Source organism: Streptomyces sp. CC224B (genome assembly GCF_030010595.1).
GTDB lineage: Bacteria > Actinomycetota > Actinomycetes > Streptomycetales > Streptomycetaceae > Streptomyces > Streptomyces longispororuber.
In genome coordinates this window covers 1-25,979 of the sequence record NZ_JASCXL010000002.1, presented here as the reverse complement: position 1 = coordinate 25,979, position 25,979 = coordinate 1, and the positions used below count along the sequence as shown (strand labels likewise).

General features: G+C 71.6%; 22 protein-coding genes. 11 read left to right on the top strand and 11 right to left on the bottom strand.

The genetic code is table 11. From position 1 onward, the window contains the following. The first annotated feature begins 413 nt into the window (after window positions 1–413). Window positions 414–1,631, top strand: a complete 1,218-nt coding sequence (locus tag QK440_RS01285) for a pyridoxal phosphate-dependent aminotransferase (protein ID WP_282791039.1) — start codon at window positions 414–416, stop codon at window positions 1,629–1,631. Between the two features lie 228 nt (window positions 1,632–1,859). Further along, a complete protein-coding gene (locus tag QK440_RS01280) occupies window positions 1,860–2,918 on the top strand; it encodes a hypothetical protein (protein WP_282791144.1) in 1,059 nt (352 codons plus the stop codon). A 10-nt stretch (window positions 2,919–2,928) separates the two neighbouring features. On the opposite strand, the gene QK440_RS01275 is transcribed toward QK440_RS01280, so the two are convergent. Further along, on the bottom strand, window positions 2,929–3,468 hold the full coding sequence (locus QK440_RS01275) for a YbjN domain-containing protein (protein WP_190138324.1): 540 nt from the start codon (window positions 3,466–3,468) through the stop codon (window positions 2,929–2,931). A gap of 228 nt (window positions 3,469–3,696) precedes the next feature. Further along, the gene (gene clpB, locus QK440_RS01270) at window positions 3,697–6,318 is read right to left on the bottom strand and encodes an ATP-dependent chaperone ClpB (protein WP_282791038.1); all 2,622 of its coding nucleotides are present in this window, start codon (window positions 6,316–6,318) and stop codon (window positions 3,697–3,699) included. A 214-nt stretch (window positions 6,319–6,532) separates the two neighbouring features. Here clpB and QK440_RS01265 point away from each other — a divergent pair, with 214 nt between their 5' ends. Then, window positions 6,533–7,009 carry a TIGR03618 family F420-dependent PPOX class oxidoreductase gene (locus tag QK440_RS01265; RefSeq protein ID WP_282791037.1) on the top strand — a complete coding sequence of 159 codons (477 nt, stop codon included), beginning with the start codon at window positions 6,533–6,535 and terminating at the stop codon, window positions 7,007–7,009. Between the two features lie 103 nt (window positions 7,010–7,112). Here the strand turns inward: QK440_RS01265 and QK440_RS01260 are convergent, their stop codons facing one another. Next, window positions 7,113–7,469 (bottom strand): hypothetical protein, encoded by a 357-nt coding sequence (locus QK440_RS01260; RefSeq protein WP_282791036.1) that lies wholly within the window; start codon window positions 7,467–7,469, stop codon window positions 7,113–7,115. Then, window positions 7,469–7,630, bottom strand: coding sequence for a hypothetical protein (locus QK440_RS01255; protein WP_282791035.1), 162 nt, complete (start codon window positions 7,628–7,630; stop codon window positions 7,469–7,471). The genes QK440_RS01260 and QK440_RS01255 overlap by 1 nt, the downstream gene beginning before the upstream one ends. Before the next feature lie 128 nt (window positions 7,631–7,758). Between QK440_RS01255 and QK440_RS01250 the strand changes: the two genes are divergently transcribed. The 3 genes from QK440_RS01250 to QK440_RS01240 all read left to right on the top strand — a co-directional run bounded on the left by QK440_RS01250 (window position 7,759) and on the right by QK440_RS01240 (window position 10,858). Further along, a complete protein-coding gene (locus tag QK440_RS01250; protein ID WP_282791034.1) occupies window positions 7,759–8,775 on the top strand; it encodes a helix-turn-helix transcriptional regulator in 1,017 nt (338 codons plus the stop codon). Continuing rightward, window positions 8,772–9,758, top strand: coding sequence for a helix-turn-helix transcriptional regulator (locus QK440_RS01245; protein ID WP_282791033.1), 987 nt, complete (start codon window positions 8,772–8,774; stop codon window positions 9,756–9,758). Before QK440_RS01250 ends, QK440_RS01245 begins: the two co-directional genes overlap by 4 nt. Window positions 9,759–9,883: 125 nt before the next feature. Next, on the top strand, window positions 9,884–10,858 hold the full coding sequence (locus tag QK440_RS01240) for a LuxR C-terminal-related transcriptional regulator (RefSeq protein WP_282791032.1): 975 nt from the start codon (window positions 9,884–9,886) through the stop codon (window positions 10,856–10,858). 16 nt (window positions 10,859–10,874) lie between these two features. Here the strand turns inward: QK440_RS01240 and QK440_RS01235 are convergent, their stop codons facing one another. The 7 genes from QK440_RS01235 to dnaK form a co-directional block, all read right to left on the bottom strand. Then, window positions 10,875–11,339: a hypothetical protein gene (locus tag QK440_RS01235; RefSeq protein WP_282791031.1), complete on the bottom strand. Its 465-nt coding sequence runs from the start codon at window positions 11,337–11,339 to the stop codon at window positions 10,875–10,877. A gap of 102 nt (window positions 11,340–11,441) precedes the next feature. Beyond that, on the bottom strand, window positions 11,442–12,098 hold the full coding sequence (locus tag QK440_RS01230; RefSeq protein WP_282791030.1) for an XRE family transcriptional regulator: 657 nt from the start codon (window positions 12,096–12,098) through the stop codon (window positions 11,442–11,444). A 1,257-nt stretch (window positions 12,099–13,355) separates the two neighbouring features. Beyond that, window positions 13,356–13,859, bottom strand: a complete 504-nt coding sequence (locus QK440_RS01225; protein WP_282791029.1) for a hypothetical protein — start codon at window positions 13,857–13,859, stop codon at window positions 13,356–13,358. Window positions 13,860–14,017: 158 nt separating this feature from the next. Beyond that, entirely contained in the window at window positions 14,018–14,473 is a 456-nt protein-coding gene (locus QK440_RS01220) for a helix-turn-helix domain-containing protein (RefSeq protein WP_282791028.1), read from the bottom strand. A gap of 4 nt (window positions 14,474–14,477) precedes the next feature. Then, complete coding sequence (dnaJ, locus tag QK440_RS01215; protein ID WP_282791027.1) at window positions 14,478–15,671, bottom strand: molecular chaperone DnaJ; 1,194 nt, start codon at window positions 15,669–15,671, stop codon at window positions 14,478–14,480. Between the two features lie 54 nt (window positions 15,672–15,725). Continuing rightward, the gene (gene grpE / locus QK440_RS01210) at window positions 15,726–16,475 is read right to left on the bottom strand and encodes a nucleotide exchange factor GrpE (protein WP_282791026.1); all 750 of its coding nucleotides are present in this window, start codon (window positions 16,473–16,475) and stop codon (window positions 15,726–15,728) included. Further along, complete coding sequence (gene dnaK / locus QK440_RS01205) at window positions 16,475–18,346, bottom strand: molecular chaperone DnaK (protein ID WP_282791025.1); 1,872 nt, start codon at window positions 18,344–18,346, stop codon at window positions 16,475–16,477. The genes grpE and dnaK overlap by 1 nt, the downstream gene beginning before the upstream one ends. Before the next feature lie 422 nt (window positions 18,347–18,768). Here dnaK and QK440_RS01200 point away from each other — a divergent pair, with 422 nt between their 5' ends. The 5 genes from QK440_RS01200 to QK440_RS01180 all read left to right on the top strand — a co-directional run bounded on the left by QK440_RS01200 (window position 18,769) and on the right by QK440_RS01180 (window position 25,905). Next, window positions 18,769–21,060: a (Fe-S)-binding protein gene (locus QK440_RS01200; RefSeq protein ID WP_282791024.1), complete on the top strand. Its 2,292-nt coding sequence runs from the start codon at window positions 18,769–18,771 to the stop codon at window positions 21,058–21,060. A 358-nt stretch (window positions 21,061–21,418) separates the two neighbouring features. Next, the gene (locus QK440_RS01195; RefSeq protein WP_282791023.1) at window positions 21,419–21,583 is read left to right on the top strand and encodes a hypothetical protein; all 165 of its coding nucleotides are present in this window, start codon (window positions 21,419–21,421) and stop codon (window positions 21,581–21,583) included. Window positions 21,584–21,676: 93 nt separating this feature from the next. Continuing rightward, window positions 21,677–23,116, top strand: a complete 1,440-nt coding sequence (locus QK440_RS01190) for an FG-GAP-like repeat-containing protein (RefSeq protein ID WP_282791022.1) — start codon at window positions 21,677–21,679, stop codon at window positions 23,114–23,116. 220 nt (window positions 23,117–23,336) lie between these two features. Further along, window positions 23,337–24,281, top strand: coding sequence for an FG-GAP repeat protein (locus QK440_RS01185; RefSeq protein WP_282791021.1), 945 nt, complete (start codon window positions 23,337–23,339; stop codon window positions 24,279–24,281). 148 nt (window positions 24,282–24,429) lie between these two features. Further along, window positions 24,430–25,905 carry an FG-GAP-like repeat-containing protein gene (locus tag QK440_RS01180; protein ID WP_282791020.1) on the top strand — a complete coding sequence of 492 codons (1,476 nt, stop codon included), beginning with the start codon at window positions 24,430–24,432 and terminating at the stop codon, window positions 25,903–25,905. Window positions 25,906–25,979: the final 74 nt, after the last annotated feature.

Genomic DNA, 25,979 nt, shown 5'->3' with positions numbered 1-25,979 from the left:
ACCGCCGCCGCACGACGAGGAACCGCCGCACGACGACCCGCCGCCGCACGACGACGCCGAGGCGCACGAGGTGGAGCCGCTGGAGGACGCGTGGGTACCGGACCCCGCCCACCAGCCGGCGCTCCCGGACCGCGTGCTCCTGGTCGTGCCCTGCCTGCCGCGCTGCGCGAGGACGGTCGCCATCACCGCCATGAACACCAGCAAGCCGATGAAGAGAAAGATCAGGATCATTCCTCCCCACCTTCCTTTCTTTTCCCCCGTGGGCCCCGAGGGCCCCTGAGACGGTCCCGGCCGTTTCCCCCGATCCGGTCCCGCCGTGCGGATGTCGTGCCCGCGCCGTTGCGTGACAAGGGCATGCCCCTCGCCGCACACCGCCAAAGCAGAGTTGAGGAAGACCAGAGGTTCGGCGGAGGATGACGGCCATGACGTCAACTCCCGGTGCCTCCCGCGACGGCCGCCCGCTGCTCAACAGCCGCCTCGCCGAGTTCGGCACGACGATCTTCGCCGAGATGTCCGCGCTCGCGGTGGCGACCGGAGCGATCAACCTCGGCCAGGGCTTCCCCGACACGGACGGCCCGGAGGAGGTGCGGGAGGCGGCGGTGCGCGCCCTGCGCGACGGCCGCGGCAACCAGTACCCGCCGGGACCCGGCGTCCCCGAGCTGCGCACGGCGATCGCCGCCCACCAGGAGCGCCGCTACGGCCTCACCTTCGACCCCGACCTGGAGGTCCTCGTGACCGCGGGCGCCACCGAGGCCATCGCCGCCTCGCTGCTCGCCCTGGTCGAGCCGGGCGACGAGGTCATCGCCCTGGAGCCGTACTACGACTCGTACGCCGCCTCGATCGCCCTGGCCGGGGGCACCCGGGTGCCCGTCACGCTGCGGCCCGACGGGGACGCGGGTGCCGGACGCCGCTTCACGCTCGACCTGGACGAGCTGCGCGACGCCGTCACCCCGCGCACCCGGCTGCTCCTGCTCAACACCCCGCACAACCCGACCGGCACCGTCCTCAGCCGCGAGGAGCTCGCCGAGATCGCCCGGCTCGCCGTCGAGCACGACCTCCTCGTCGTCACCGACGAGGTGTACGAGCACCTGGTCTTCGACGCCCCCGGCCACCTCCCGCTCGCCACCTTCCCCGGCATGCGCGAGCGCACGGTGACCATCTCCTCGGCGGGCAAGACGTTCTCCTTCACCGGCTGGAAGGTCGGCTGGATCACCGCGCCGCCGGACCTGGTCGCGGCCGTGCGCTCGGCGAAGCAGTTCCTCACGTACGTGTCCTCGGGTCCGTTCCAGTACGCGGTCGCGGAGGCCCTGGCCCTGCCGGACGCGTACTTCACGTCCTTCCTCGACGACATGCGCGCCAAGCGCGACCTGCTGGCCGCCGGCCTCGCCGCGGTCGGCTTCGCGGTCCACCGCCCGGCGGGCACCTACTTCGTCACCACCGACATCCGCCCCCTCGGCGAGGAGGACGGCATCGCCTTCTGCCGCGCCCTGCCGCAGCGCGCCGGCGTCGTCGCCATCCCGAACGCGGTCTTCTACGACCACCGCGAGGCGGGCGCCCCCTTCGTCCGCTTCGCCTTCTGCAAGCGGACGTCCGTACTGGAGGAGGCGGTGGCCCGCCTCAAGTCCCTGTAGCCGTCGCGGGCGGGGCGGCGGCCACCCGCACGGACCACCCGGCTCGCGCCCGCCCCCGAGGGCCCGCAAGGTGCCGGTGTGACCCACCCGACCCCCACCGTCCCCGCCCCCGTCCGGCGCTCCCCCCGCGCGGAGTACGAGCGGACCGGGAGCCACCGGGAACCGGCGCCCGCGGCACGGGCCGTCGCCCAGGCCGTCGCCGCGTTCGCCGCCGCCCGCCTCACCGGCCTGCTCGCCGTGGCCGTCGCGGCCCACACCGGCGACCAGAACGCCCTGCGGCTCCTCGGCCGCTCCTGGGACTCCCGCTGGTACACCGGGATCGCCGCCCAGGGCTACGGCCGCACCCTGTTCTTCGACGAGGGCGTCGCCCAGAGCGACCTCGCCTTCTTCCCGCTCTACCCGGCCCTGATCCGCGCGGTGCACACGGTCACCCCGTTCGGCTTCGGCGCCTGCGGCCTCGTCGTCTCCTGGCTCGGCGCCGTCGCCGCCGCCGTCGGCATTTACAAGATCGCCGCCCGGCTGCACGACCACCGCACGGCCACGGTCCTGGTGCTGCTGTGGGGCCTGCTCCCGCACTCGGTGATCCTGACGATGGCGTACACCGAGCCGGTCCTGACCGCGCTCGCCGCCGGTTCCCTGTACGCGCTGCTGACCGGCCGCTGGATCTGGGCCGGGACGCTCGCCGCGCTCGCCGGCCTGTCCCGCCCGAACGGCTTCGCGGTGGCCGCCGCCGTCGCCGCCACGGCCGCGCACGAGCTCGTGCGGCGGCGCGGCCGCGTCTCCCCCAGGCTGTGGACGGGGGTGGCGCTCGCCCCGGCCGGCTGGTGCGCGTACGTGCTGTGGGTGGGGTTCCGCCGGGGCGACCCGCTGGGCGGCTACTTCACCGTGCAGCGCGAGTGGGGCTCGCGCTTCGACTTCGGCCGGGGTTCGTGGCGGTTCGTCCAGCACCTGCTCCTGGACGGCGACAAGGTCGTGTTCACCGTGACGGTCGCGCTCGTCGCGGTGGCGCTGCTCCTGTACGGGCTGCTGCTCTGCGACCGGGCGCCGCTGCCGCTGCTCGTCTACACCGGCGTGCTGCTGGTGATCACGGTCGGCGGCTCCGGCTTCTTCGAGTCGAAGCCGCGCTTCCTGCTGCCCGCGTTCCCGCTGCTGCTGCCGCTCGCCTGCGCCCTGGTCCGCACGGCGAGAGCCCGGCCACGGCACGCCGCCCTGGTGGTCGGCGCCCTGGCCGGGCTCTCGCTGGCGTACGGGACGTATCTGGTGACGACGGCCCGTATGCCGCTGTGACGGGTCGGGCTCAGGCCTCGTCGCCGGGCTTCTCGTCGCCCTCCGCCGAGTCGACGGCCTGCTCCAGGCCGAGCTGCTCCACGAGCCAGCGGTCGAACTCGATCGCGGCCCGCACCCAGCTCACCGTCGACGACACGAAGTGCTCCAGGGAGACACCCGTGCCGATCAGCATCTGCGCCTCACCGATGAGGCGCACGGTGCCGTCGTCGTGCGTGTGCGTGTAGACCTTGGGCCACAGGGTGCGGCGGTTCCAGTCGTCGATGGCCTCCAGGATCTGCGGCTTCTGCTCGATGCCGTGCGGCCGGTCGTAGAAGGTCCGCACGGAGAAGACCTGCTGGTCGTCCTCGCCGCGGAACATGAAGTAGGTGCGGAACTCCTCCCACGGCGCCGCGAGGTCACCCTCGTCGTCGACGACGTACTTGAGCTCCATCTGCTCCAGGAGCTGCTTCACCAGGTCCTGGTCCGGGACGACGGGGCCCGCCGGTCCTTCATTGGGCTGCGGCTCAGGCTGGCCCCCGAAATTCGGAATCGAGGACGGGTCGATGCTCACCGTGTATTTCCCTTCGTACGGATTCCGCCATCCTCTCCCAAGAGGGGGCCCCGCCCGCAACCCCGGCACCGCCTTCGCCCGGTTTCCGCCGTGGCCGCGCCCTGCCGGAGCGCCCCGCAAGGTGCGCGGGGCCGGGCGAGGCGCCCCCTCAGGGGCGCGGGGAACTGCGCGAGCAACCACGACCTGCCGCGGACGGCACACGACCGACCACGGCAGACGCGGCCCCGCTCACAACGACTTGCCCGCAGCCTCGCCCGCAGGGCCCACGCTGAGCCCCTCCCCGGACGTGTCCACGCGGACCACGTCACCGTCCTTCACCTCGCCCGCGAGAATCTCCTTCGCCAGCCGGTCCCCGATCGCGGTCTGGATCAGGCGGCGCAGCGGCCGGGCGCCGTACGCCGGGTCGTTGCCCTGGTCCGCCAGCCACTCCAGCGCCGCGGGCGTGATGTCGAGCGCGAGCCGCCGGTCGGCGAGGCGCTTGGCGAGCCGGGCGATCTGGAGCTCGGCGATCCGGGCCAGCTCGTCCTTGTGCAGCGCGGAGAACACCACCAGGTCGTCGAGACGGTTCAGGAACTCCGGCTTGAAGGAGGCCCGCACGACCTCCAGGACCTGCTCCTTCTTCTCGTGCTCGCTGGTCAGCGGCTCGACCAGGAACTGGCTGCCGAGGTTCGAGGTCAGGATGAGGATGGTGTTGCGGAAGTCCACGGTGCGGCCCTGGCCGTCCGTGAGCCGCCCGTCGTCGAGCACCTGGAGCAGGACGTCGAAGACCTCCGGGTGCGCCTTCTCCACCTCGTCGAGCAGCACGACCGAGTACGGGCGCCGCCGCACGGCCTCGGTGAGCTGGCCGCCCTCCTCGTACCCGACGTAGCCGGGCGGGGCGCCGACGAGCCGGGCCACGCTGTGCTTCTCGCCGTACTCGCTCATGTCGATGCGGACCATGGCCCGCTCGTCGTCGAAGAGGAAGTCCGCGAGCGCCTTGGCCAGCTCGGTCTTGCCGACGCCGGTGGGGCCGAGGAACAGGAAGGAGCCGGTGGGCCGGTCCGGGTCGGCGATCCCGGCGCGGGTGCGGCGTACGGCGTCGGAGACCGCGCGCACCGCCTCGCCCTGGCCGATCAGGCGCTTGCCGAGCTCGTCCTCCATGCGCAGCAGCTTCTGCGTCTCGCCCTCCAGGAGCCGCCCGGCGGGGATGCCGGTCCAGGCCGCCACGACGTCGGCGATGTCGTCGGGCCCGACCTCCTCCTTGACCATGGTGTCGGCCTTCGCGCCGGTCTTGGCGGCCTCCTCCTCGGCCTCGGAGGCGGCCTCCAGGTCCCGCTCGAGCGCGGGGATCTCGCCGTAGAGCAGCTTGCTCGCGGTGTCGAAGTCGCCGTCGCGCTGGGCGCGCTCGGCCTGGCCGCGCAGCTCGTCGAGCTTCTCCTTCAGCTCACCGACGCGGTTGAGGGACTGCTTCTCCTTCTCCCAGCGGGCGGTGAGGCCGCGCAGCTCCTCCTCCTTGTCGGCGAGGTCGCGGCGGAGCTTCTCCAGGCGCTCCTTGGAGGCCTGGTCGGTCTCCTTGCTGAGCGCCAGCTCCTCCATGCGCAGCCGGTCCACGGCCCGCTGGAGCTCGTCGATCTCCACCGGCGAGGAGTCGATCTCCATCCGCAGCCGGGACGCCGACTCGTCCACCAGGTCGATGGCCTTGTCGGGCAGGAACCGCGAGGTGATGTACCGGTCGGAGAGGGTGGCGGCCGCGACCAGGGCGCTGTCCGCGATCTGCACCTTGTGGTGGGCCTCGTAGCGGCCCTTGAGCCCGCGCAGGATCGCGATGGAGTCCTCCACGGACGGCTCGGCGACCAGCACCTGCTGGAAGCGGCGCTCCAGGGCGGGGTCCTTCTCGATCCGCTCGCGGTACTCGTCCAGGGTCGTCGCGCCCACCATGCGCAGCTCGCCGCGGGCGAGCATGGGCTTGAGCATGTTCCCGGCGTCCATGGCGGAGTCGCCGCCCGCGCCGGCCCCCACGACGGTGTGCAGCTCGTCGATGAAGGTGATGATCTGCCCGTCGGAGTCCTTGATCTCCGCGAGCACGGTCTTCAGGCGCTCCTCGAACTCGCCCCGGTACTTGGCCCCGGCGACCATGGCGCCGAGGTCCAGCGAGACGAGCCGCTTGTCCTTCAGGGACTCCGGCACGTCGCCCTTGACGATGCGCTGGGCGAGGCCCTCCACCACGGCGGTCTTGCCGACGCCGGGCTCGCCGATGAGCACGGGGTTGTTCTTCGTCCGCCGCGACAGCACCTGCACGACCCGGCGGATCTCCGGGTCCCGGCCGATCACGGGGTCGAGGCGGCCCTCACGGGCGGCGGCGGTGAAGTCCGTGCCGAACTTCTCCAGGGCCTTGTACTGGCCTTCGGGGTCGGGGGTGGTCACGCGGCGCCCTCCACGGATGCGCTGAAAGGCGGCGAGCAGCTTCTTGTCGGTCGCGCCGTTCTCGGACAGTACGTGGGCGGCGGGGCCGCCCTTGGCCGCGAGCCCGATCAGCAGGTGCTCGGTGGACAGGTAGTCGTCGCCGAGGTCCTTGGCGCGCTCGGCGGCGTCCGCGACCACGGCGAGCAGCTCCCGGTCGGGCTGCGGCGGGGCCACCGTGGAGCCGGTGACGCTCGGCAGCGCGGCGAGCGCGCGCTCGGCGGCGGCGCGCACCGCGGCCTGGTCGGCCTCGACGGCGGCCAGCAGGTCGGTGATGTTCTCGTTGTCCTGGCCCTCGAGCAGCGCGAGGAGCAGATGCGCGGGGGTCAGGTCCGGATGGCCTTCGGACACGGCCCGGCTCGTCGCCGCGTTGATCGCGTCCCGGCTCCTGTTCGTCAGCTCGGCGTCCACTGGGGGGTGCTCCTCCTCTTGCGGCTTGCGGCTCGCGGCTCGCGGCCTGTGACGGCTCGCGGCTCGCTCGTGCGGTGGGCGGTACGGGGCGGGTGCGTACGGGGCGGGTGCCCAGGGAAGCACCCCCTCATACTGACTCAGTCAACGTACACAAAGTTGAGTCTATTCCACTCAAGGCGAGCTCGGGTAGCCCGGAGGGGCTACCGTCCGGCCCATGGCCATCGACCTCGGCGCCCCGCCCGCGCCCTACCTCAGCTTCTGGCGGGAACGCCACCTGTGCACCCTGACGACACTGCGCCCCGACGGCACCCCGCACGTGGTGCCCGTCGGCGTGACGTACGACCCGGACACGGGTGTCGCCCGCGTGCTCGCCAGCAGGGGCAGCCGCAAGGTCCGCAACGTGCTGGCCGCCGCGGAGGGGCCCGGCCCCGGCGCCCGGGTCGCCGTCTGCCAGGTCGACGGTCGCCGGTGGGCGACGCTGGAGGGGCTCGCCACGGTGACGACCGACCCCGGGCGGATCGCGGAGGGCGAGCGGCGCTACGCCGAGCGGTACGGGAGGCAGCCGCGGGTCAACCCCGACCGGGCGGTGATCGAGATCGCGGTGGACCGGGCCCTGGGGAACGTGCGGCCGGCCCCGGCGCGGGCGCGGGAGGACGGGCCGGGCCCGGCGCGGGGACGGGTGACGGCCTGAAAACAACCCCCGCACACCACAGCGGCGCCACCGTGTTCAGGTCCACGGTGGCGCCGCTGCTGGGGGAAGCACCTGCGCGATTTACAACGACGGGGGAATCGCGTCAGGCGCTGCGGGGGGTGGCTGTGAGGGGGTCGGAAGCGGTGGCGTGCTGCTCCGCGCCGCGCTTCCGTTTGCCGATGACCTGGTGGTCGCGCTGGTCGAGGTTGACGAAGACCATGCCGTAGCGGACCGCGCACCGCACCGGCTGGGGCGCGCCGCGGGGACGGCGCAGGCACCGGTAGGCGCGGATGTCCTCGTCGTCGTCCCGCACGATGATGACGGGCTCGCCGACCAGGGTGACCATCAACGAGTCGCCGGGGTGGGGGATCGCGGTGACGAGGTCGATGAAGTGCCAGCCGGAACGGTAGGCCGTGGCCATTTCCCGGCGGAAGGTGCGGTCGTCAGGAGGAGTGGTCATCACGCACCTTCTCCCGTCGGCGCAACGTTCCAGATGATGTCCAGTGCCGCCGATTGCGGCGTCAACATCTCAGCGGCTCCTGGATCGGTATGTTCGCGCGCTTCAAGACCACCCATCGTCGCGCACATGGCCAATCCGACAGAGAAGGCGCCGATAAGCACCGAGCGAAGCGTTCCCTTGCACATAGCGGGCTTCGTCCTCACTTCCGTAGCGGCTCTCCCCCGGCTCCTGAAGACGATGACTCATTCAGCCATGCCAACACCACAGGAGGGATGCATCATGTTCCTGCATGTTCAGGACCCTGGGGGGTGGAGCTATGGCAACAAATGGCCCAATTCGGGCACATCCGCATTCCATGGCGGATCTTTGCGACGCAGGCAAGAAGCTCTACGCCAGCGCACTGCGATCAGGGCGCATCGCACGCGGCGAAGTTGCCGAGGCGCCCTGCTTGGTGGAGTTCGCGCTGCTGCATCCGGACCCGGACGATCCGGAGTGGCTGCACCCCGTCCCACCCACCACAGTCCTCGCGCAGCGGCTGCGCCCGCTGGAACGTGAGATCCAGGAGCGCAGGGTCCTGGCCGTCGAGCTGACCGACACCTTTGAGCCATTCATGGCCATCAGTGCACAGGACCAATCCGCCGTCCATGCGATCACAGTTCTGGAAGGCGTCAACCGCATCAACGCGGCCATACAGGTGGCAACAGCCGAATGTCAGACGGAGATTCTCACCGTCCAACCCGGTGGTGCGCGCAGTGAGGAGACACTCACCGAAGCGGTGAAGCAGAGTCAGAGCATCATCGACCGAGGCATCACGATGCGGACGCTGTACCAGCACACTGCCCGGCACAGTCAGGCGACGATCGCCTATGCCGAGTACATGAAGCAGGGCAAGGTGGAGGTCCGCACCCTGGAGGAGCTCATAGAGCGCCTCATGATCTTCGACCGCACCGTTGCCTTCATACCGGCGCGCGACGACCGCCAAGTCGCCTTGGAGCTGAGGCATCCAGGCCTGGTGGGATACCTGGCGAAGGTTTTCGACCAACTGTGGCAGCGCGCGTCACCGCTCCTGGAGGAGATGCCGTACGATCCCCCAACCGACGGAATCACCGGTGTTCAGCGCTCCATCGCCCGACTCCTCATCGAAGGCCACGTGGACGAAGCCATCGCCCGCCGCCTCGGCATGAATGTCCGTACCTGCCGCGCCCACATCGCCAAGATAGCCGCAGCGCTCGGGAGCGGCAGTCGCGCCCAACTGGGCTACCTCATCGCCCGGTCAGGCATCCTCGAGCAGGACAAACCGAAATGACCACCGAACCTCAGCGTCACGTGCACGACCACGGCCCCGACGAGCTGTGCGAGGCCGGCTCCTCCTTGTACGCCCGCGCTCTGCACGAGGGTCGCGTCGCGCACCAGGAGGCTGATGCCGCTCCCTGCCTGATCGACTTCGGTCTGCTGCAACCCGACGTCGAGGACATGCAGTGGCTGCGCCCCACCGCCCCCGCCATCGCCCTGCCCCAGCTCCTGCGCGGCATAGAGGACCGCATCGCCCAGCAGCGCCGCCGCGAGGAGCGCCTGACGGCGATGTTCGAGCCCCTGATGGCCCTGGACGCCCGCCAGACCGCGGGCGCCGAGAACCCGGAGATCACCGTCCTCGACGGCTTCGAGCGCATCAACGCGGCGATCACCCGGGCCACCGCCGACGCCACCGAGGAACTGCGCACCGTCCAGCCCGGCGGCGCCCGCTCCCCGGAGATCCTGGCCGACGCCCTCCCCCGCGAGCAGGAGTTCCTGTCCCGGGGCTGCCGCATGCGCACGCTCTACCAGCACACCACGCGCCACTCCCTGCCCGCCCTCGCCCACTACGAGCGCCTGGACGGGGACGTAGAGGTCCGCACGCTCAACGAAGTAACCGAGCGCTTGGTCGTCATGGACCACACGGTGGCTTTCATACCGGCGAGCAAGGACCGCACGGTGGCCCTGGAAATACGCCAGCCCGCGATCGTCGACTACCTCATCACCACCTTCGAACGCCTGTGGCGCCTCGCCACCCCCATGTACCCGCACGCGGCCCAGCTCCCCGCCGAGAACGGCGTCACCACACGCCAGCGCGCCATCGCCGAACTCCTCATCGAGGGCCTCACCGACACGGAGATCGCCGAGCGCCTGGGCATGAACGTCCGCACCGCCCGCGAGCACATCGCCAAACTCGCCGCGATCCTCGGCAGCAGCAGCCGCGCGCAACTCGGCTACCTCATCGGCCAGTCAAGGATCCTGGACCAGGCTCCCTAGCCGCTGGAATCCACGCCTCAACACGCGTGGTTCGTATCTCGTTGGACACGCGTGGATCCTGAACCAGAATCACTAGGTGTTGCGTGTGAGTCATGCCCGGGGTGAGGGGTGGGAGGGTCGACTGCATGATGAGGGAGCACGTCCCGCACAGCCGTGATGAACTGTGCGAAGCGGGACAGGAAGCATATGCCCGCGCTCTCGAGCACGGGCGTATCCACGAGAACGAGGCAGTTCGCAACCCCTGCCTGTCGGATCTCGGCCTGATCCAGCACGACGAGCGGGATCGAGGGTGGGCCAGGCCCGTCGCACCTTCGGTGGTCCTGCCCCAGCTGTTGTACAGGCTGGAGACCGACATCGCGGAGCAGCGTGCTCTCGCAGCACGTCTGGGCGCCGCGTTCCAACCGCTGACGGCCCATCGCATGCCGCGGTGCAGCCAGCCCTCCCACGGCATCACCGTGCTGGAAGGGATGCAGAGCATCGACGAGGCCATCGACCGCGCGACGGCCGATACGTACGAGGAGTTGCTGGTCATACAGCCCGGGGGGAAACGCAAGGCAAACATGCTGCAGCAAGCGGTGGGCCGTGCACAGCTGATACTCGGGCGCGGCGGGCGCATGCGGACCCTGTACCAGGAGACGACAAGGTACTCCTTGGCGGCCGTCGGTCATTACGCTCAGCTCGAGGGGGATGTCGAGGTACGCACCTTGGACGAATTGCCGCAACGGCTCTTTCTCTTCGACCGCACTGTGGCTTTCATCCCGGCGAGCAAGACACGGCTGGACGCCGCACTGGAGCTGCGCAACCCCGCTCTCATCACCCACCTGGTCGCCACCTTCAAGCTCCTGTGGCAGCTGGCGACCCCCATGTGGCCCGAGTCGGTGCCGCAGCGTTCCCGAAACGGCGTCACCCCCCGCCAGCAGGCCATCGCCGCGCTGCTCACCGAGGGCCTGACCGACACCGAGATCGCGACGCGCCTCGGCATGAACGTCCGCACCGCGCGCGTCCACATCGCCAAGCTGTCCGCCCTGCTGCAGAGCAGCAGCCGCACACAGCTCGGCTACCTCATCGGCCGGTCGGGCATCCTCGACCAGCGGCGGTGAGCGGCAGCCCGCGGGGCTAGGGGTGGATCGCCCGCTGCCAGGGCAGGCCGACCGCCCGCAGAGCCTCGCGGACCACCCGCTCGCCGTCCAGGCTCGCGGCCCCCAGCTCCAGGGTCGCCGACTGCTCCCACCGCACCGACGAGGGGCGTCCCATGCTGACCCGCCACACCAGGGCGCCGTCGTCCCCGCGTACGTCCAGGGCGATGTTCAGGACCCGCACCACGGAGACCTTCGCCACCACCTGGAGCGGGAAGTCGCCGTCCAGGAGGCGGCGGTCGACGACCCAGGTCACGGGGTAGCCGCGGCCGTTGAGGTCGTCGGCGACCGCGTGCACGGCCGCCGTGTGGCCGGCGGGGGTGAGGGCCGGTGGCGCCGCGGCGTCCGCGCCGCGCGCCGTGTCCTCCGCGCCGCACGGCACGGCCTCCGCGCGGCGTTCCGGTCCGGGCCCGCTCGCCGTCCTCACCGCGGCGGCTGCCTCCATGTCGCCATCACCTCATCGTCCGGGACGTACAGGGGCGTTCAGTGTGCTCCGACAGCTCGGATGGTCGCCGTCATCCGGTCTCGGTCGTTCAGTCTCGGTCGTTCAGGTCGTCCGGGTCGAGTCGCGGTCGAAGAGCAGCACCACGTGCCGCGCCCCGCGCGAGCTCGCGGGCTCCGACACGAGCACCGTCACCGTGCCGGGGCCCAGGGTGGGGTGGCGCAACGGCAGCACCTCCTCCTTGGTGTACAGCGAGAGCTCCGGGCTGCGCCGGTAGATGGGTCCGGCCACGCCGTCACGCAGGACGTCGTGGTGCAGTCGGTCGAGCGCGCGGTTGCCGGGGTGCTGGATGCGGGCGAACCGCAGCTCGGCCAGGAGCAGCGGCGCCCACCGCGTCGCCCAGTCCGGCAGGATCCCGGCGCGCGCCTCCGGCGCCAGCACCACCCAGCGCAGCGCGTTCGCGGGCACCGTCCCGTCCGTGAACAGCTCCGCGAACCGCTCGTTGTACGCGACCACGTCCCACTGGGCGTTGATGACGTACGCCATCTCGCGCTGCCCGGCGACCGCCCGCTGCCAGGCGGCGCGGGACGGCAGGGCGATGCCGGCGTCGGGCGACAGCGGGTGCGGCGGCTGCTGCCCGAGCGCGAGCAGGTACACCTGGGTGAACTCGTCCTCGGTCATACGGAGAATGTGGCCGACCTGGCGCAGATAGTCGTCGCGCGGGGATAACCGGCCGCTCTCGAATCGGTGGTACGTGCCCACGGCCCGGTTCGTGAGAAAGTCCATATCCGGCTGCGAGAGCCCGATAACGCGCGGGCCGGGCCGCCGCGACGGTTTGGGATTCAGCCCGACTTCCTCGGGCCTGATTCTGGCGCGCAGCCTCCGGAGTATTTCCCGCAGCCCGTCCTCGTCCACTCCTGCCCCCTCCTCCACGCACACGGTCCCCCCGGTTCCGCGCGCGCGTTCTCTGCACCATAAGCCAGGGAGCGCCCGGAGGGCCGCCCCATGGCCCTGTGGATCCGCGCCCCCGCGCTCGTCGGCTTCCAGGCCGCCCTGTCGGACCGGCTGTGGACCCTGGCCACCATCGCCCAACTCCGCACCAAGGCCTCACCGACGCACGGACCACCGAGTGGCTCGGCGTGCACGTCCCGCTTCGCGCCCGCATCGCCGGACTGGCCAGCGCCCTCGGCACCACCAGACGGACCAGCTCGGCTACCGCATCGGTCAGTCGGGCATCGTCGGCCCCGAGGGACCCGGGGGTTTCTCCCTCACCCGCTGAATCACGAAAGTCCGTAATTGGCAGTACTTGCCCCCACCTCCGCCCCTTGCACCGCAACAAGATGACGGTGGTGCGCGGGGCACGCACCGTTGCATGGTGGTGGAGGCGGCGGACGGGTCGGTGCCATCCGGTACGGCACCGGCCCGAGCCCGGCGTCATGTGGCTCTGTTGTGGTCTCCCCCCGCAGAGCCGCGCTTCCCTAAGGTCGCCCCGGCCGGCTACGCCCCGTAGGCCCGGCCGGGGCGTCACCAGGCCCCTGGGCCTTGAGCGGGGCTTCGGCGCTCCACGCCTCGTCCGCAAACGCCGAACAGGCTGAGGCCGTTGCGCTTCCCGCCAGCGTCGGCCTCCCGTGCTCCGCCGCTACGCAGCTCGTCCTCAAACACCGGAACAACATCACGCCGCTCCGCGGATCGTGCTCGAGCACCGGGCGGGCCAGGACCTCCCCGCCCCGCCGTACCCGGCCGTCCGCCCTGTGAAGGGCGGGTGGGGGAACATCCGCCGCGGAGCGGCGGATCACGGTCAGCCGACGACGGCGAAGCGGCAGGGATGGAGCCCGTCCGGCGATTGAGGACCAGCCGCGCAGCGGCGGAGCGCCGTCAGCCGACCACGGCGGCCAAGCCGCAGGGGTAGAGCCCGTCCGGCGATTGAGGACCAGCCGCGCAGCGGCGAGGGGCCCGCGGCCCCGGCGGGGCCGGCAGGACCAGGCACGCAGCGGCGAGGGGCCCGCGGCCCCGGCAGGGCTAGGTCTCCAGCCAGGTGGACAGGAGCTGCTCCCTGGCCTCGCGGCGCGGCGTCCCGCCCTCGTGGGCGCGGCCCCACGCCGCCATCGCCGACAGCGTGGTCAGGAGGGTGGCCGCACCCTCGGTGAGCCGGGCCAGCAGGGCGCGGGAGAGGTCGTACTCCCGCTGGGAGTACCCCGCGGCCGCGGCCGCGTACGCGGTCAGCTCCCGCTCCCCCTCGGCCGTCTCCAGGCGCACCGTCATCGCCGGCGCCTCGTCACCCCCGCCGAGCCCCACCGTGAGCGCCAGGTCGACCACCATCCCGACGTGCCGCTTGAGGGACTTCACGGGCACGCCCTCGACGGTCAGCGCGCGGACGTCGTCCCACAGCCACAGCCCCGCCTGCCGGTGCCCGAGCCCGGTCACGCCCTCGGGCGTCAGCCGCACCCCGGGCGCGAGCCCGGACGGCTTCGCGCCCACGTACACATCGCCCTCGGCGATCCAGAACAGCCCCACCATGGCCATGGCGAACCCACTTCCCCCGATGTCTTCCCGCGGTCAGCAGTCAATGTACGGCCGGGGAACAGGGCACGCGAACACGCGAAAAGGGGCCGGGAGGGATCCCACCTGCGGAATCCCTCCCGGCCCCGGCACGCGCGCACCCGCGCGCACGCGCCCGCGCGCTACTGCTCGGACGTCCGCTTCGGCCGCCACACCACCAGGGCGCTGGCCTGCTGCACGTCCTGGTACGGCACCAGGTCGCGGCGGTAGGAGGCGTGCACCGCCGCCTCGCGCTGCTGCATGGCGGCCGCGGCGCCGTCGAGGGCCGCGGACAGCTCGGCCACGCGGGACTGGAGCGCGGCGACCTGGTTCTCCAGCTCGATGATGCGCTTGATGCCCGCGAGGTTGATGCCCTCCTCCTGGGAGAGCTGCTGCACGGTGCGGAGCAGCTCGATGTCCCGGGCGGAGTACCGCCGGCCCCGGCCGGCCGTGCGGTCCGGGGAGACCAGGCCCAGACGGTCGTACTGGCGCAGGGTCTGCGGGTGGAGACCGGAGAGCTGGGCCGCCACCGAGATGACGTACACCGGGGTCTCGTCCGTCAGTTGATACGGGTTGCGTCGGCGGCCGTCCCGCTCCATGAGGTCACGCTCCCTTCGCGGCCTTGAACAGTTCTGCCCGCGGATCGACGTCCGCAGTCGCCTTCCGGTACGCCTCCAGGGCCTCCTTCGCCTCCGGCGACAGCGTCGTCGGCACGGTGACCTCCACGGTCACCAGGAGGTCGGCGGGCGTGCCGTCCTTGCGGGCCGGGCCCTTGCCGCGCACCCGCATCGTGCGGCCGTTGGGCGTGCCGGGCGGCAGCTTCAGGGTGACGGGCGCCCCACCGAGGGTCGGCACCCGCACCTCGCCGCCGAGCGCGGCCTCGGCGACGGTCACCGGGACCGTCACCGTGAGGTTGTCGCCCCGGCGGCCGAAGACCGGGTGGGCGTCCACGTGCACCACCACGTACAGGTCGCCCGCGGGGCCGCCGCGCTCGCCGGGCGCGCCCTTGCCGCGCAGCCGGATCCGCTGGCCGTCGCTGACGCCCGCCGGGATGCGCACCTGCATCGTCCGCGACGACTTGGCGCGGCCGCTGCCGTGGCACACCTCGCAGGGCGTCTCGGCGATCAGGCCGCGGCCCTTGCAGTCCACGCAGGGGTCGGTGAGGGAGAACCCGCCACCGCCGCCGCGCGAGACCTGCCCGGTGCCCACGCAGGTGGGGCACACCCGGGGCGTGCCGTTCTTGTCGCCGGTGCCCGAACACGCCTTGCAGGGCGCCTGGGAGGACATGCGCAGCGGAACCGTCGCGCCCTCCACCGCCTCCGTGAAGCTCAGCGTCACCTCGGACTCGACGTCCTGGCCGCGGCGCGGCTGCGTACGCGTGCCCGCGCCCGGGCCCGTGCCGCCGCGGTTGAACAAGCCCCCGAAGACGTCACCTAGGCCGCCGCCGAAGCCGCCGGCGCCCGCTCCCCCGCCGCCCGGGCCGCCGCCTCCGAAGAGGTCGCCCAGGTCGAAGTTGAACGTGCCGCCGCCCGCTCCGGGGCCTGGCCTGAATCCGCCGTTGCCGAAGAGCGCGCGGGCCTCGTCGTACTCCTTGCGCTTCTTCGGGTCGCCGAGGACGTCGTTCGCCTCGGAGATCTCCTTGAAGCGCTCCTCGGCCTTCGCGTTGCCCTTGTTGGCGTCCGGGTGGTTCTCGCGCGCGAGCTTCCGGTACGCCTTCTTGATCTCGGCTTCGGTGGCGTCCTTGGGGACGCCGAGGACCTTGTAGTAGTCCTTCTCGATGAAGTCCTTGGTGCTCATCCCCGACGTCCCTCCTTCCTCGTCGTCAGGTCGACGCCGTCGTCCGTGTCAACGTCAGCCCTCGTCCGGGCCACCGTTCTCCTTGTTGCCGTCCTGCTCGGCGGTCTCGCCGTCGGCCTTGGCGGCGCCCGCCGTCTCCGGCGCCTCCGCCGCGGGCTTGTCGCCCTCGCCGCCGGAGCCCTCCGGCGTCTCGGACTTCACCGTCTGCGCGCCGGGCTGCGGCTCGGCCACCGCCACGCGCGCGGGACGGATGACCCGCTCGCCGATGCGATACCCCGGCTGGAGAATCGCGACGCACGTCGTCTCCGTGACGTCCGGCGCGTAGCTGTGCATCAGGGCCTCGTGGATCGTCGGGTCGAAGGGCTCGCCCTCCTTGCCGAACTGCTGGAGGCCCATCTTGGCGACGACCGTCTCCAGCGACTCGGCCACCGACTTGAAGCCGCCGACCAGCTCGCCGTGGTCCCGCGCGCGGCCGATGTCGTCGAGCGTCGGGAGCAGCTCGGTCAGGAGGTTCGCCGCGGCGATCTCCTTCACCGTCACCTTGTCCCGCTCCACCCGGCGCCGGTAGTTCTGGTACTCGGCCTGCAGGCGCTGGAGGTCCGCCGTGCGCTCGGCGAGCGCGGAGCGGGCCTGGTCCAGCTGGGCCGTCAGGCCTGCGTCTCGCATCGCGTCCCCGTCCGGGGCCGCCGTGCCCTCCGCGGAGGAGGACTCGGCGGCCTTCGGCGCCGCTTCGTCAGGGGTGGCGCCGGAGGGGACGTCGGGCTGCTCGGCGCTCTCGCCGAAACCCGGGGTCTCCTCCGTCATCAGGCAGCGCCGCCCTTCGCGTCACCGGGCTTCTCGTCGTCGACGATCTCGGCGTCCACGACGTCGTCGTCCTTCGACATGTTCGGCGTCTCGCCGCCGGGGGCCGCGCCCTCGGCGCCGGCCGTGGCGCCCGCCGCCTGCGCGTCGGCGTACATGGCCTGGCCCAGCTTCTGGGAGACGGCCGCGACCTTCTCCGTGGCGGTGCGGATCTCGGCGGTGTCCTCGCCCTTGAGCTTCTCCTTCAGCTCGGCGACGGCGGTCTCGACCTCGGTCTTGACCTCGGCCGGGACCTTGTCCTCGTTGTCCTTGAGGAACTTCTCCGTCTGGTAGACGAGCTGCTCGCCCTGGTTGCGCGACTCGGCGGCCTCGCGGCGGGCGTGGTCCTCGTCCGCGTACTTCTCGGCCTCCTGGCGCATCCGGTCGACCTCTTCCTTCGGCAGCGAGGAGCCGCCGGTGACGGTCATCTTCTGCTCCTTGCCGGTGCCGAGGTCCTTGGCCGTGACGTGCATGATGCCGTTGGCGTCGATGTCGAAGGAGACCTCGATCTGCGGCACGCCGCGCGGCGCCGGGGGAAGGCCGGTCAGCTCGAACATGCCGAGCTTCTTGTTGTACGCCGCGATCTCGCGCTCGCCCTGGTAGACCTGGATCTGCACGGACGGCTGGTTGTCCTCGGCCGTCGTGAAGATCTCCGAGCGCTTCGTCGGGATCGTGGTGTTCCGCTCGATGAGCTTGGTCATGATGCCGCCCTTGGTCTCGATGCCGAGGGACAGCGGGGTCACGTCGAGGAGCAGGACGTCCTTGACCTCACCCTTGAGGACACCGGCCTGGAGCGAGGCGCCGATGGCGACGACCTCGTCCGGGTTCACACCCTTGTTGGCCTCCTTGCCGCCGGTCAGCTCCTTGACGAGCTCGGCGACGGCCGGCATGCGGGTGGAGCCACCGACGAGAACGACGTGGTCGATCTCGGAGAGCTGGATGCCCGCGTCCTTGATGACGTTGTGGAACGGCGTCTTGCAGCGCTCCAGGAGGTCGCTGGTGAGCTGCTGGAACTGGGCGCGCGTGAGCTTCTCGTCCAGGTGCAGCGGGCCCTCGGCGGAGGCGGTGATGTACGGCAGGTTGATCGTGGTCTCGGTGGACGAGGACAGCTCGATCTTCGCCTTCTCCGCGGCCTCGCGGAGGCGCTGGAGGGCCATCTTGTCCTTGGCCAGGTCGACGCCGTGGCCGTTCTGGAACTGCTTGACCAGGTAGTCGACGACGCGCTGGTCCCAGTCGTCACCACCGAGGTGGTTGTCACCGTTGGTGGCCTTCACCTCGACGACGCCGTCGCCGATCTCGAGCAGCGAGACGTCGAAGGTGCCGCCACCGAGGTCGAAGACGAGAATGGTCTGGTCGTCCTTGTCGAGGCCGTAGGCCAGGGCGGCGGCGGTCGGCTCGTTGACAATACGCAGGACGTTCAGGCCCGCGATCTCGCCGGCCTCCTTGGTCGCCTGGCGCTCGGAGTCGTTGAAGTACGCCGGGACGGTGATGACCGCGTCCGTGACCTTCTCGCCCAGGTACGCCTCGGCGTCGCGCTTCAGCTTCTGCAGGATGAAGGCGCTGATCTGCTGGGGGTTGAAGTTCTTCTCGTCGATCCCCACCTTCCAGTCGGTGCCCATGTGGCGCTTGACCGACCGGATGGTCCTGTCGACGTTGGTGACGGCCTGGCGCTTGGCGACCTCGCCGACGAGCACCTCACCGTTCTTCGCGAAGGCGACGACGGACGGCGTGGTCCTGGCACCCTCGGCGTTGGTGATGACGGTGGGCTCGCCGCCTTCGAGAACGCTGACGACGGAGTTAGTCGTGCCCAGGTCGATGCCGACCGCACGTGCCATTTCGGTGCCTCCAGATGACTTCTTGAGTGGAACTGACTCAAGGATGCCCCACGGGTTCCCCCGAGTCAACAGACCTGAGCCACCCCGACTCAACTCTTATCCAGCGCTTACACGCAACCCCTGAGCCTCGGCGGGGCCGTCCAGCCCGTCCGGCGCGTTTGAGGACGAGGCGCGAAGCGCCAACACGGGGGAAAGGGGCGGAGCCCCATAAGAAGGAGCCCCATAAGAAGAAGGGCGGGACACAGGGCCGAGGCCCGGGGGCCACGGGGCGGAGCCCCGGGGGAAAGGGAAGCCTGAGCGACGCAGATCACCGCCGCGCTGGCTACGCTGCCGCGCAGTATGTGGGTAGTCTCGTACGGACTGCATAAGTTACCGCTTAGTAATAGCTGGAAAGCCCACCCGCAGGCCCGAGGAGCCCCGAAATGCAACTCGCCGCGATCATCGTGTCGCTGGTCCTCATCGCAGTCGGCGTCGCCCTGTTCGGCCGTGCCATCCTGCAGATCATCCGCTTCATGATGCTCGGCCGCCCCGTGCCGGCCGGGGCCCGGAGCAACGATCCCGTCCTGCGCACCCTCACGGTGGTGAGGGAGTTCCTCGGCCACACCCGGATGAACCGCTGGGGCATCGTCGGTGTGGCGCACTGGTTCGTCGCGGTGGGCTTCTTCTCCCTGCTGCTCACGATCGTCAACGCCATCGGCCAGCTCTTCAAGGCCGACTGGGTGCTGCCGGTGATCGGCGACTGGGCGCCGTACAACGTCTTCGTCGAGTTCCTCGGCACCATGACCGTGCTGGGCATCCTCACCCTCATCGTCATCCGCCAGCTCAGCAGGCCGGACCGGCCGGGCCGCAAGTCCCGCTTCGCGGGCTCCAACACCGGCCAGGCGTACTTCGTCGAGGGCGTCATCCTGATCGTCGGCGTCTGCATCTTCACGCTGCACGCCCTGGAGGGCGCCCAGCACCACGTGGACGGCTACGAGGCCTCGTTCTTCCTCTCGTACCCGCTGGTCTCGGCGCTCCAGGACCTGGACGTCTCCACCCTGCAGAACCTGACGTACTTCTTCGCGGGCCTGAAGATCGCGACCTCGTTCATCTGGATGATCACGGTCTCCCTCAAGACCGACATGGGCGTCGCCTGGCACCGCTTCCTGGCCTTCCCCAACATCTGGTTCAAGCGCAACGCCGACGGCGCCACCTCGCTCGGCGCGCTGCTCCCGATGACCTCCGAGGGCAAGGAGATCGACTGGGAGGACCCGGACGAGGACACCGTCTTCGGCGTCAGCCAGGTCGAGCAGTTCTCCTGGAAGGGCATCCTCGACTTCTCCACCTGCACCGAGTGCGGCCGCTGCCAGTCGCAGTGCCCCGCCTGGAACACCGGCAAGCCGCTCTCCCCGAAGCTGCTCATCATGTCGCTGCGCGACCACGCGCACGCCAAGGCCCCGTACCTGCTCGCGGGCGGCGGCAAGTCCATGGAGGGCGAGGAGAAGGCCACCGAGGAGCAGCTCAAGGACGTTCCCGCCGCCGCCCTCGCGGAGGCCGAGCGGCCGCTCGTCGGGACGCTGGAGGAGAACGGCGTCATCGACCCGGACGTGCTGTGGTCCTGCACCACCTGCGGCGCCTGCGTCGAGCAGTGCCCCGTCGACATCGAGCACATCGACCACATCGTCGACATGCGCCGCTACCAGGTCATGATCGAGTCCGCGTTCCCGTCCGAGGCGGGCACGATGCTCAAGAACCTGGAGAAGAAGGGCAACCCCTGGGGCCTCTCCAAGAAGCAGCGGCTGGAGTGGACGAAGGAGGTCGACTTCGACGTCCCGGTCGTCGGCAAGGACGTCGAGGACCTCACCGAGGTCGAGTACCTGTACTGGGTCGGCTGCGCGGGCGCCCTGGAGGACCGGGCCAAGAAGACCACGAAGGCCTTCGCCGAGCTGCTGCACATGGCGGGCGTGAAGTTCGCGATCATGGGCGGCGACGAGAAGTGCACCGGTGACTCGGCCCGCCGCCTCGGCAACGAGCCGCTGTTCCAGCAGCTCGGCCAGGAGAACGTCATGGCGCTCAACATGGCGTTCGGCGACGAGCTCGACGACGACGGCAAGCCGGTCGAGGCGACGAGGAAGCCGAAGACCGCGAAGAAGATCGTCGCGACCTGCCCGCACTGCCTCAACACCCTCGGCAACGAGTACCCGCAGCTCGGCGGCGACTACGAGGTCATCCACCACACCCAGCTCCTGCAGCACCTCGTCGACGAGGGCAAGCTCGTCCCGGTCACGCCGGTCGAGGGCCTGATCACGTATCACGACCCGTGCTACCTGGGCCGCCACAACAAGATCTACACGCCGCCGCGCGAGATCATGGACAAGGTCCCGGGCCTGCGCCAGCAGGAGATGCACCGCCACAAGGAGCGCGGCTTCTGCTGCGGCGCCGGCGGCGCGCGGATGTGGATGGAGGAGCGGATCGGCAAGCGCATCAACACGGAGCGCGTGGACGAGGCCCTCAGCCTCAACCCCGACATCGTGTCGACGGCGTGCCCCTTCTGCCTCGTGATGCTCACGGACTCCGTGAACGGCAAGAAGAACGACGGTGACGCCAAGGAGTCCCTCCAGGTCGTCGACGTCGCCCAGCTCCTGCTCGACTCCGTCAAGACGCCCACCGACACCCCGCCCCCGGCGGGCGAGGCCGAGTCGGCGGACGAGCCGGAGCCCGAGCCGGTGAAGTGAGCCGTACGGCATGAGCGTGGGGCCGGTTCCGCCGCGGGGCGGGGCCGGCCCTTCGCCGTTTCCTGCCGCGCGCGGTGGTGGCGTTCCCGTTCTCCGGCGTCCGCGGTGGTCTTCCCGGCCGCCTGCCGTGCCGTTCCCCGGCCGTCCGCCGTACTGTCCCCCGGCCGTCCGCGGTGGCGCGCTGCGGGCGGCTCCGGTCCCGCGCCACGACGGCCGCGCCGAACGCCCTCGCCCGGGGAGGAAACCCGGCCACGGGAACCCGTAACGTTCCGGCCACTCCCCCGCCGCCCCCGCACAACCTTCCGTACGCCTCACCTGTCACATCCCCCGAAGCACATCTCACTTACGGGGAGCCTCAGTGCACGTGAGAGACCTGGTCACCGGCAGCCCCCGGGCGGCCGACGGCGGTGCCGTCGGCGTCCGCCGCGGCGCCGACGGCACCTCGTGCGACGGCCTCGCCCCCGGGGAGCGCCCGCCCGCCCCCGGCGGCTTCGGCGGGGCCTTCGGCGAGACGCTCCGCTGACCTCCCCGACCTCCCTTCGTCTTCCGCGGCCGTGCGGCCGCGTTCCCCCGGCGGGGCCACCGCCCCGCCCGCTCACCTCAGGTAAGGAAACTCGTGCGCAAGAAGACTCTCCCGGCCGTGGTCCTGTGCGCCGCGACCGTGCTCGGCGTCGCGGGCCTGTCCGCCACGCCCGCCCTGGCCACCGGGGCCGCGCCGAAGCCGGCGGCCGACTTCAACGGCGACGGCTACGCGGACCTCGCGGTCGGCGTACCGGAGGCGACCGTCGGCGGCAAGGCCAAGGCCGGCTACGTCAACGTCGTCTGGGGCGGCAGGAAGGGCCTCGGCGCGCACGGCTCGACGACGGTCAGCCAGGCGAGCGCCGGGGTGCCCGGCACGGCCGAGAGGAACGACGGCTTCGGGTACGCGGTGACGCCCGCGGACATGAACGGCGACGGCCTCACCGACCTGGTGGTCGGCACCCCCGACGAGGACAACGGCGCCGCGCTCGACGCGGGCACGGTCACCGTCCTGTGGGGCGCGAGGACCGGCATCAAGGGCGGCGTCACGGCCGTCAACGGCGCGGCCGGCAGCCGCCTCGGCCGCCTGGTCACCACGGGCGACTACGACGGCGACGGCGACCGGGACATCGCGCTCAGCACCACGGGCGAGGAGAGCGGCGGGATGGCCCTGCGCCCCGGCCCGGTCACCACCGGCTCCACGGCGCCCCTGCGGCGCATCGCGGGCTGGCACTTCGGCGGGCCCAAGGCGGTGGCGTCCGCCGACTTCGACGCGGACGGGCGCGACGACCTCGCCGTGTCGTACGGCGACGGCGAGATCACCGGCACGGACGTGCGCTCCTGGGCGGGCGCCGACGCGCAGGAGTGGGAGCGGACGTGGCACGTCGGTGACTACACCAGGGCGCTCGCGGCGGGCGACTTCGACGGCGACGGCACGGCCGACCTGGCCCTCGGCAACGTCACGAAGAGCTCCGAGGCCGAGGAGGGCGGGGTGTGCCCGGACACCCTCGGCGGCTCCGTCGCCACCGTCTACGGCAGGTCCGGGACGACGCTGGGCGGCCCGACGGCGTGCACCGACCAGGGCAGGCCCGGCGTCGGCGGCGAGGACGAGGTGGGCGACGCCTTCGGCGCGCACCTCGCCGTCGCCAACCTCGACCGCGACGGCATCGACGAGCTGGTCGTCGGCTCGGGCAGCGAGGCCGTGGGCACCGCGAAGAACGCGGGCAGCTACTGGGTGCTCGCCTCCCTCGGCACCGGCAAGCCCTTCGTGGGCCCCGCCCGCAGCCAGAACACGGCGGGCGTCCCCGGCACGGCCGAGGCCGGTGACCGCTTCGGCGCGGCCGTCGCCACCGGTGACTTCAACGGCGACGGCTACCCCGACACGGCCGTGGGCGCCCCCGGCGAGGACGGCGCCAAGGGCGGCGTCTGGTACGGGGCCACGCCGAAGGACGGCCCGAACCCGGCGCAGGTCTCCGTGACCCCCGGGAAGCTGGGCCTCACCGGCGCCCGCGCGTACGGCGCCGTGCTGGGCCGCTAGGCCACCACGCCCCGCGAACGGCCGGGCCCGCGCCACCCCGCGCGGGCCCGGCTCCTTCTCTTCTCGGCCCGGCCCCGGAGACGAGGAAAAAGCCGATGGCCCTTACCGGTTCGGTAAGGGCCATCGGCTTCTGCTGGAGCGCCCGGCAGGCCTTGCACCTGCATTTCCCATCGGATGATGGGCGTCTTTCCTTAAACGACAGACGCGTGACTTCCGTGCTGTGCGCCGGAGTTACGTTGTAGATCATACACAGGATCCCGGCCCGGCCGAAATCGCCGCCGGGCCCCGCCCCAACTCCCGGCGACGAGCGGGCGGCTTCAGGGAGCGGACGTACAACCTCCGCCCGCCACCGGCGGTCTCCCACTTCGGCGGTGTCCTCAAGAGCGGCGGCTTCGACGGCGACGGCAAGAAGGACCTGATCGTCAACGGCTACGAGAACGACACCGAGCGCGGCTACAACGCCAACTTCTGGATCCCCGGCTCGCGTTCGGGCCTCAAGGTGTCGGCGGCCCAGAAGCTGACACCGGGCGTGATCACGGACCTCGGCGACACCGACGAGGACGGCTACGACGACGTCGTCATCGGCAACTCCTGGGACAGCGGCATCGCGGGCTCGACCCGGGGCGGCGCGGTGCACGTCGCGCACGGCTCCGCGCGCGGCCCGGCCCACGGCGAGCGGGAGAAGTTCACCCAGAACACCCCCGGTGTCCCCGGCGGCAGTGAGAAGGGCGACGCCTTCGGCAACGAGCTCGACCTCGGCGACGTCGACGGCGACGGCAACCTGGACCTGGTCGTCGGCGTCCCGGGCGAGACCGTCGACGGCGTCGAGGACTCCGGCGCGGTCACCGTCCTGTACGGTGCGGCCGACGGCTCCGGCCTCACCGGCGACGGCGCGAGGCTCCTCACCCAGAACAGCCCCGGAGTGCCGAACGCCGACGAGAAGCACGACTTCCTCGGCACGGACGTGCGCGCCGACGACCTCAACGGCGACGGCCGCGCGGACCTCGTCCTCGGCGCGCACGGCGAGAACGGCGGCAACGGCGCCGTCTACCCGCTGCTCTCCCGCCCCGACGGCTCCCTGCGCGGCACCACAGGCATCTACACCTCCACCGCCGCCATCCCCGGCACCGGCACCCCGCGCCTCGGCGCCAACTTCGCCGACTGACCTCCCCTCCCCTCCGACGGCCGGGCCCACCCGGGGCCCGGCCGCGGCACCCGCCCGGCCCGCTCCGGCGAGCCCCGCCACAACCCTTGGCCAACGTCACGTGTCCCACAGGTGAACCCCACCTCTTCCGACCGACGTTGGAGTACCTGTGCGCGCACGATCCCTCGCCCTGGCGGCCGCCACCGCCCTCGCGGCGACCGGCCTCACCCTGCCGCTCGCCGCGACGGCGTCCGCCGCCGGCACGGCCACCGGCCCGGCCAGGGCCGACTTCAACGGCGACGGCTACGAGGACCTCGCCGTCGGCGTGCCCTCCGCCTCCGTCGGCGGCAAGGCCAGGGCCGGGTACGTCAACGTCGTCTGGGGCGGCCCCCGGGGGCTGCGCGCCGCCGGCAACGTACGGATCTCGCAGGCCACCGCGCACGTGCCCGGCACCCCGGAGGCGGGCGACCGCTTCGGCGCGGCCGTCACCGTCGCGGACGTCGACGGCGACGGCACCACGGACCTGGCGGTCGGCGCGCCCGGCGAGGACATCGACGGGCGCGCCGACACCGGCAGCGTCACCGTCGTGCACGGCGGCAGGAACGGCTTCGGCGCCGCCCACACCGCCGCGCGCGGCGCCAAGGCCAAGGACACCTACGGCAACGCCCTCACCGCCGCCGACCTCAACGGCGACCGGCGGACCGACCTGGCCATCGGCGGCACCGACAAGGTCATCGTCAACTACGACCCGCGCACCGACGGCATCCAGCCGGGCATGGGCGACCGCATGGGCGGCCGCGCCCCCGTCCTGTCCACGGGCGACTTCAACGACGACGGCCTCACCGACCTGGCCGTCGCGTTCCACACCCGGCAGCAGCCGTACACCCAGTCGCACGTCCGGCTCTACCGCTACGACAAGCAGGAGCGCCGCCTCCTCCTCGACCAGTCCACCAGCAACGGCGCCACCTCCGCCTTCGCCACCGGCGACTTCGACGGCGACGGCCTCGACGACCTCGCGCTCGGCAACTGCCGCGAGATCGCCGACGAGAACATCGACGACCCGTGCGGCCCCGAGGAGCTGACCAAGGGCGGCGGCGTCCACATCAAGTACGGCAACCCCAACGGCAGCATCGGCGCCCGCTCGCAGACCTTCAACCAGGACACCCCGGGCGTGCCCGGCGTCGCCGAGAAGGGCGACGGCTTCGGCGAGGCCGTCACCGCTCGCGACGTCAACGGCGACGGGTACACCGACCTGGTCGTCGGCGCCCCGGGCGAGGCCATCGGCAGCAAGAAGGGCGCGGGCAGCGTCACCGTCCTGTACGGCTCCAAGAAGGGCGTCCTCGACGCCGACGACGAGCTCGGCGACGGCGCGGCCCGCGGCCACGCCTTCCAGCAGGACACGGACCGGGTCCCGGGCGCCGCCGAGACCGGCGACCGCTTCGGCGCCGCCCTCGCCACCGGCGACTACGACCGGGACGGCACGCCCGACCTGGCCGTCGGCGCCCCCGGCGAGAACGCCTCCTCCGGCGGCGTCTGGGCCGTGCCCGGCGCGCTGCCGCCCGGGACGACCACCCTCACGCCGAAGTCCCTGAAGCTGCCCGCGTCGGCGACCGCGCTGACGTACGGCACCGTCCTCGGCCGCTAGGTCCTGTCTGATAATTGATCTTGTGGTGGGTCGTGGTGAGTTGACGGATGCGGCATGGGATCGGATTGCGCCCA

Coding starts and splice junctions, on each gene's coding strand:
- QK440_RS01285 (WP_282791039.1), top strand. CDS start 414: ATGACGGCCATGACGTCAACTCCCGGTGCCTCCCGCGACGGCCGCCCG.
- QK440_RS01265 (WP_282791037.1), top strand. CDS start 6,533: ATGGCCATCGACCTCGGCGCCCCGCCCGCGCCCTACCTCAGCTTCTGG.
- QK440_RS01260 (WP_282791036.1), bottom strand. CDS start 7,469: ATGACCACTCCTCCTGACGACCGCACCTTCCGCCGGGAAATGGCCACG.
- QK440_RS01250 (WP_282791034.1), top strand. CDS start 7,759: ATGTTCAGGACCCTGGGGGGTGGAGCTATGGCAACAAATGGCCCAATT.
- QK440_RS01245 (WP_282791033.1), top strand. CDS start 8,772: ATGACCACCGAACCTCAGCGTCACGTGCACGACCACGGCCCCGACGAG.
- QK440_RS01240 (WP_282791032.1), top strand. CDS start 9,884: ATGATGAGGGAGCACGTCCCGCACAGCCGTGATGAACTGTGCGAAGCG.
- QK440_RS01235 (WP_282791031.1), bottom strand. CDS start 11,339: ATGGAGGCAGCCGCCGCGGTGAGGACGGCGAGCGGGCCCGGACCGGAA.
- QK440_RS01225 (WP_282791029.1), bottom strand. CDS start 13,859: ATGGCCATGGTGGGGCTGTTCTGGATCGCCGAGGGCGATGTGTACGTG.
- QK440_RS01220 (WP_282791028.1), bottom strand. CDS start 14,473: ATGGAGCGGGACGGCCGCCGACGCAACCCGTATCAACTGACGGACGAG.
- dnaJ (WP_282791027.1), bottom strand. CDS start 15,671: ATGAGCACCAAGGACTTCATCGAGAAGGACTACTACAAGGTCCTCGGC.
- grpE (WP_282791026.1), bottom strand. CDS start 16,475: ATGACGGAGGAGACCCCGGGTTTCGGCGAGAGCGCCGAGCAGCCCGAC.
- dnaK (WP_282791025.1), bottom strand. CDS start 18,346: ATGGCACGTGCGGTCGGCATCGACCTGGGCACGACTAACTCCGTCGTC.
- QK440_RS01200 (WP_282791024.1), top strand. CDS start 18,769: ATGCAACTCGCCGCGATCATCGTGTCGCTGGTCCTCATCGCAGTCGGC.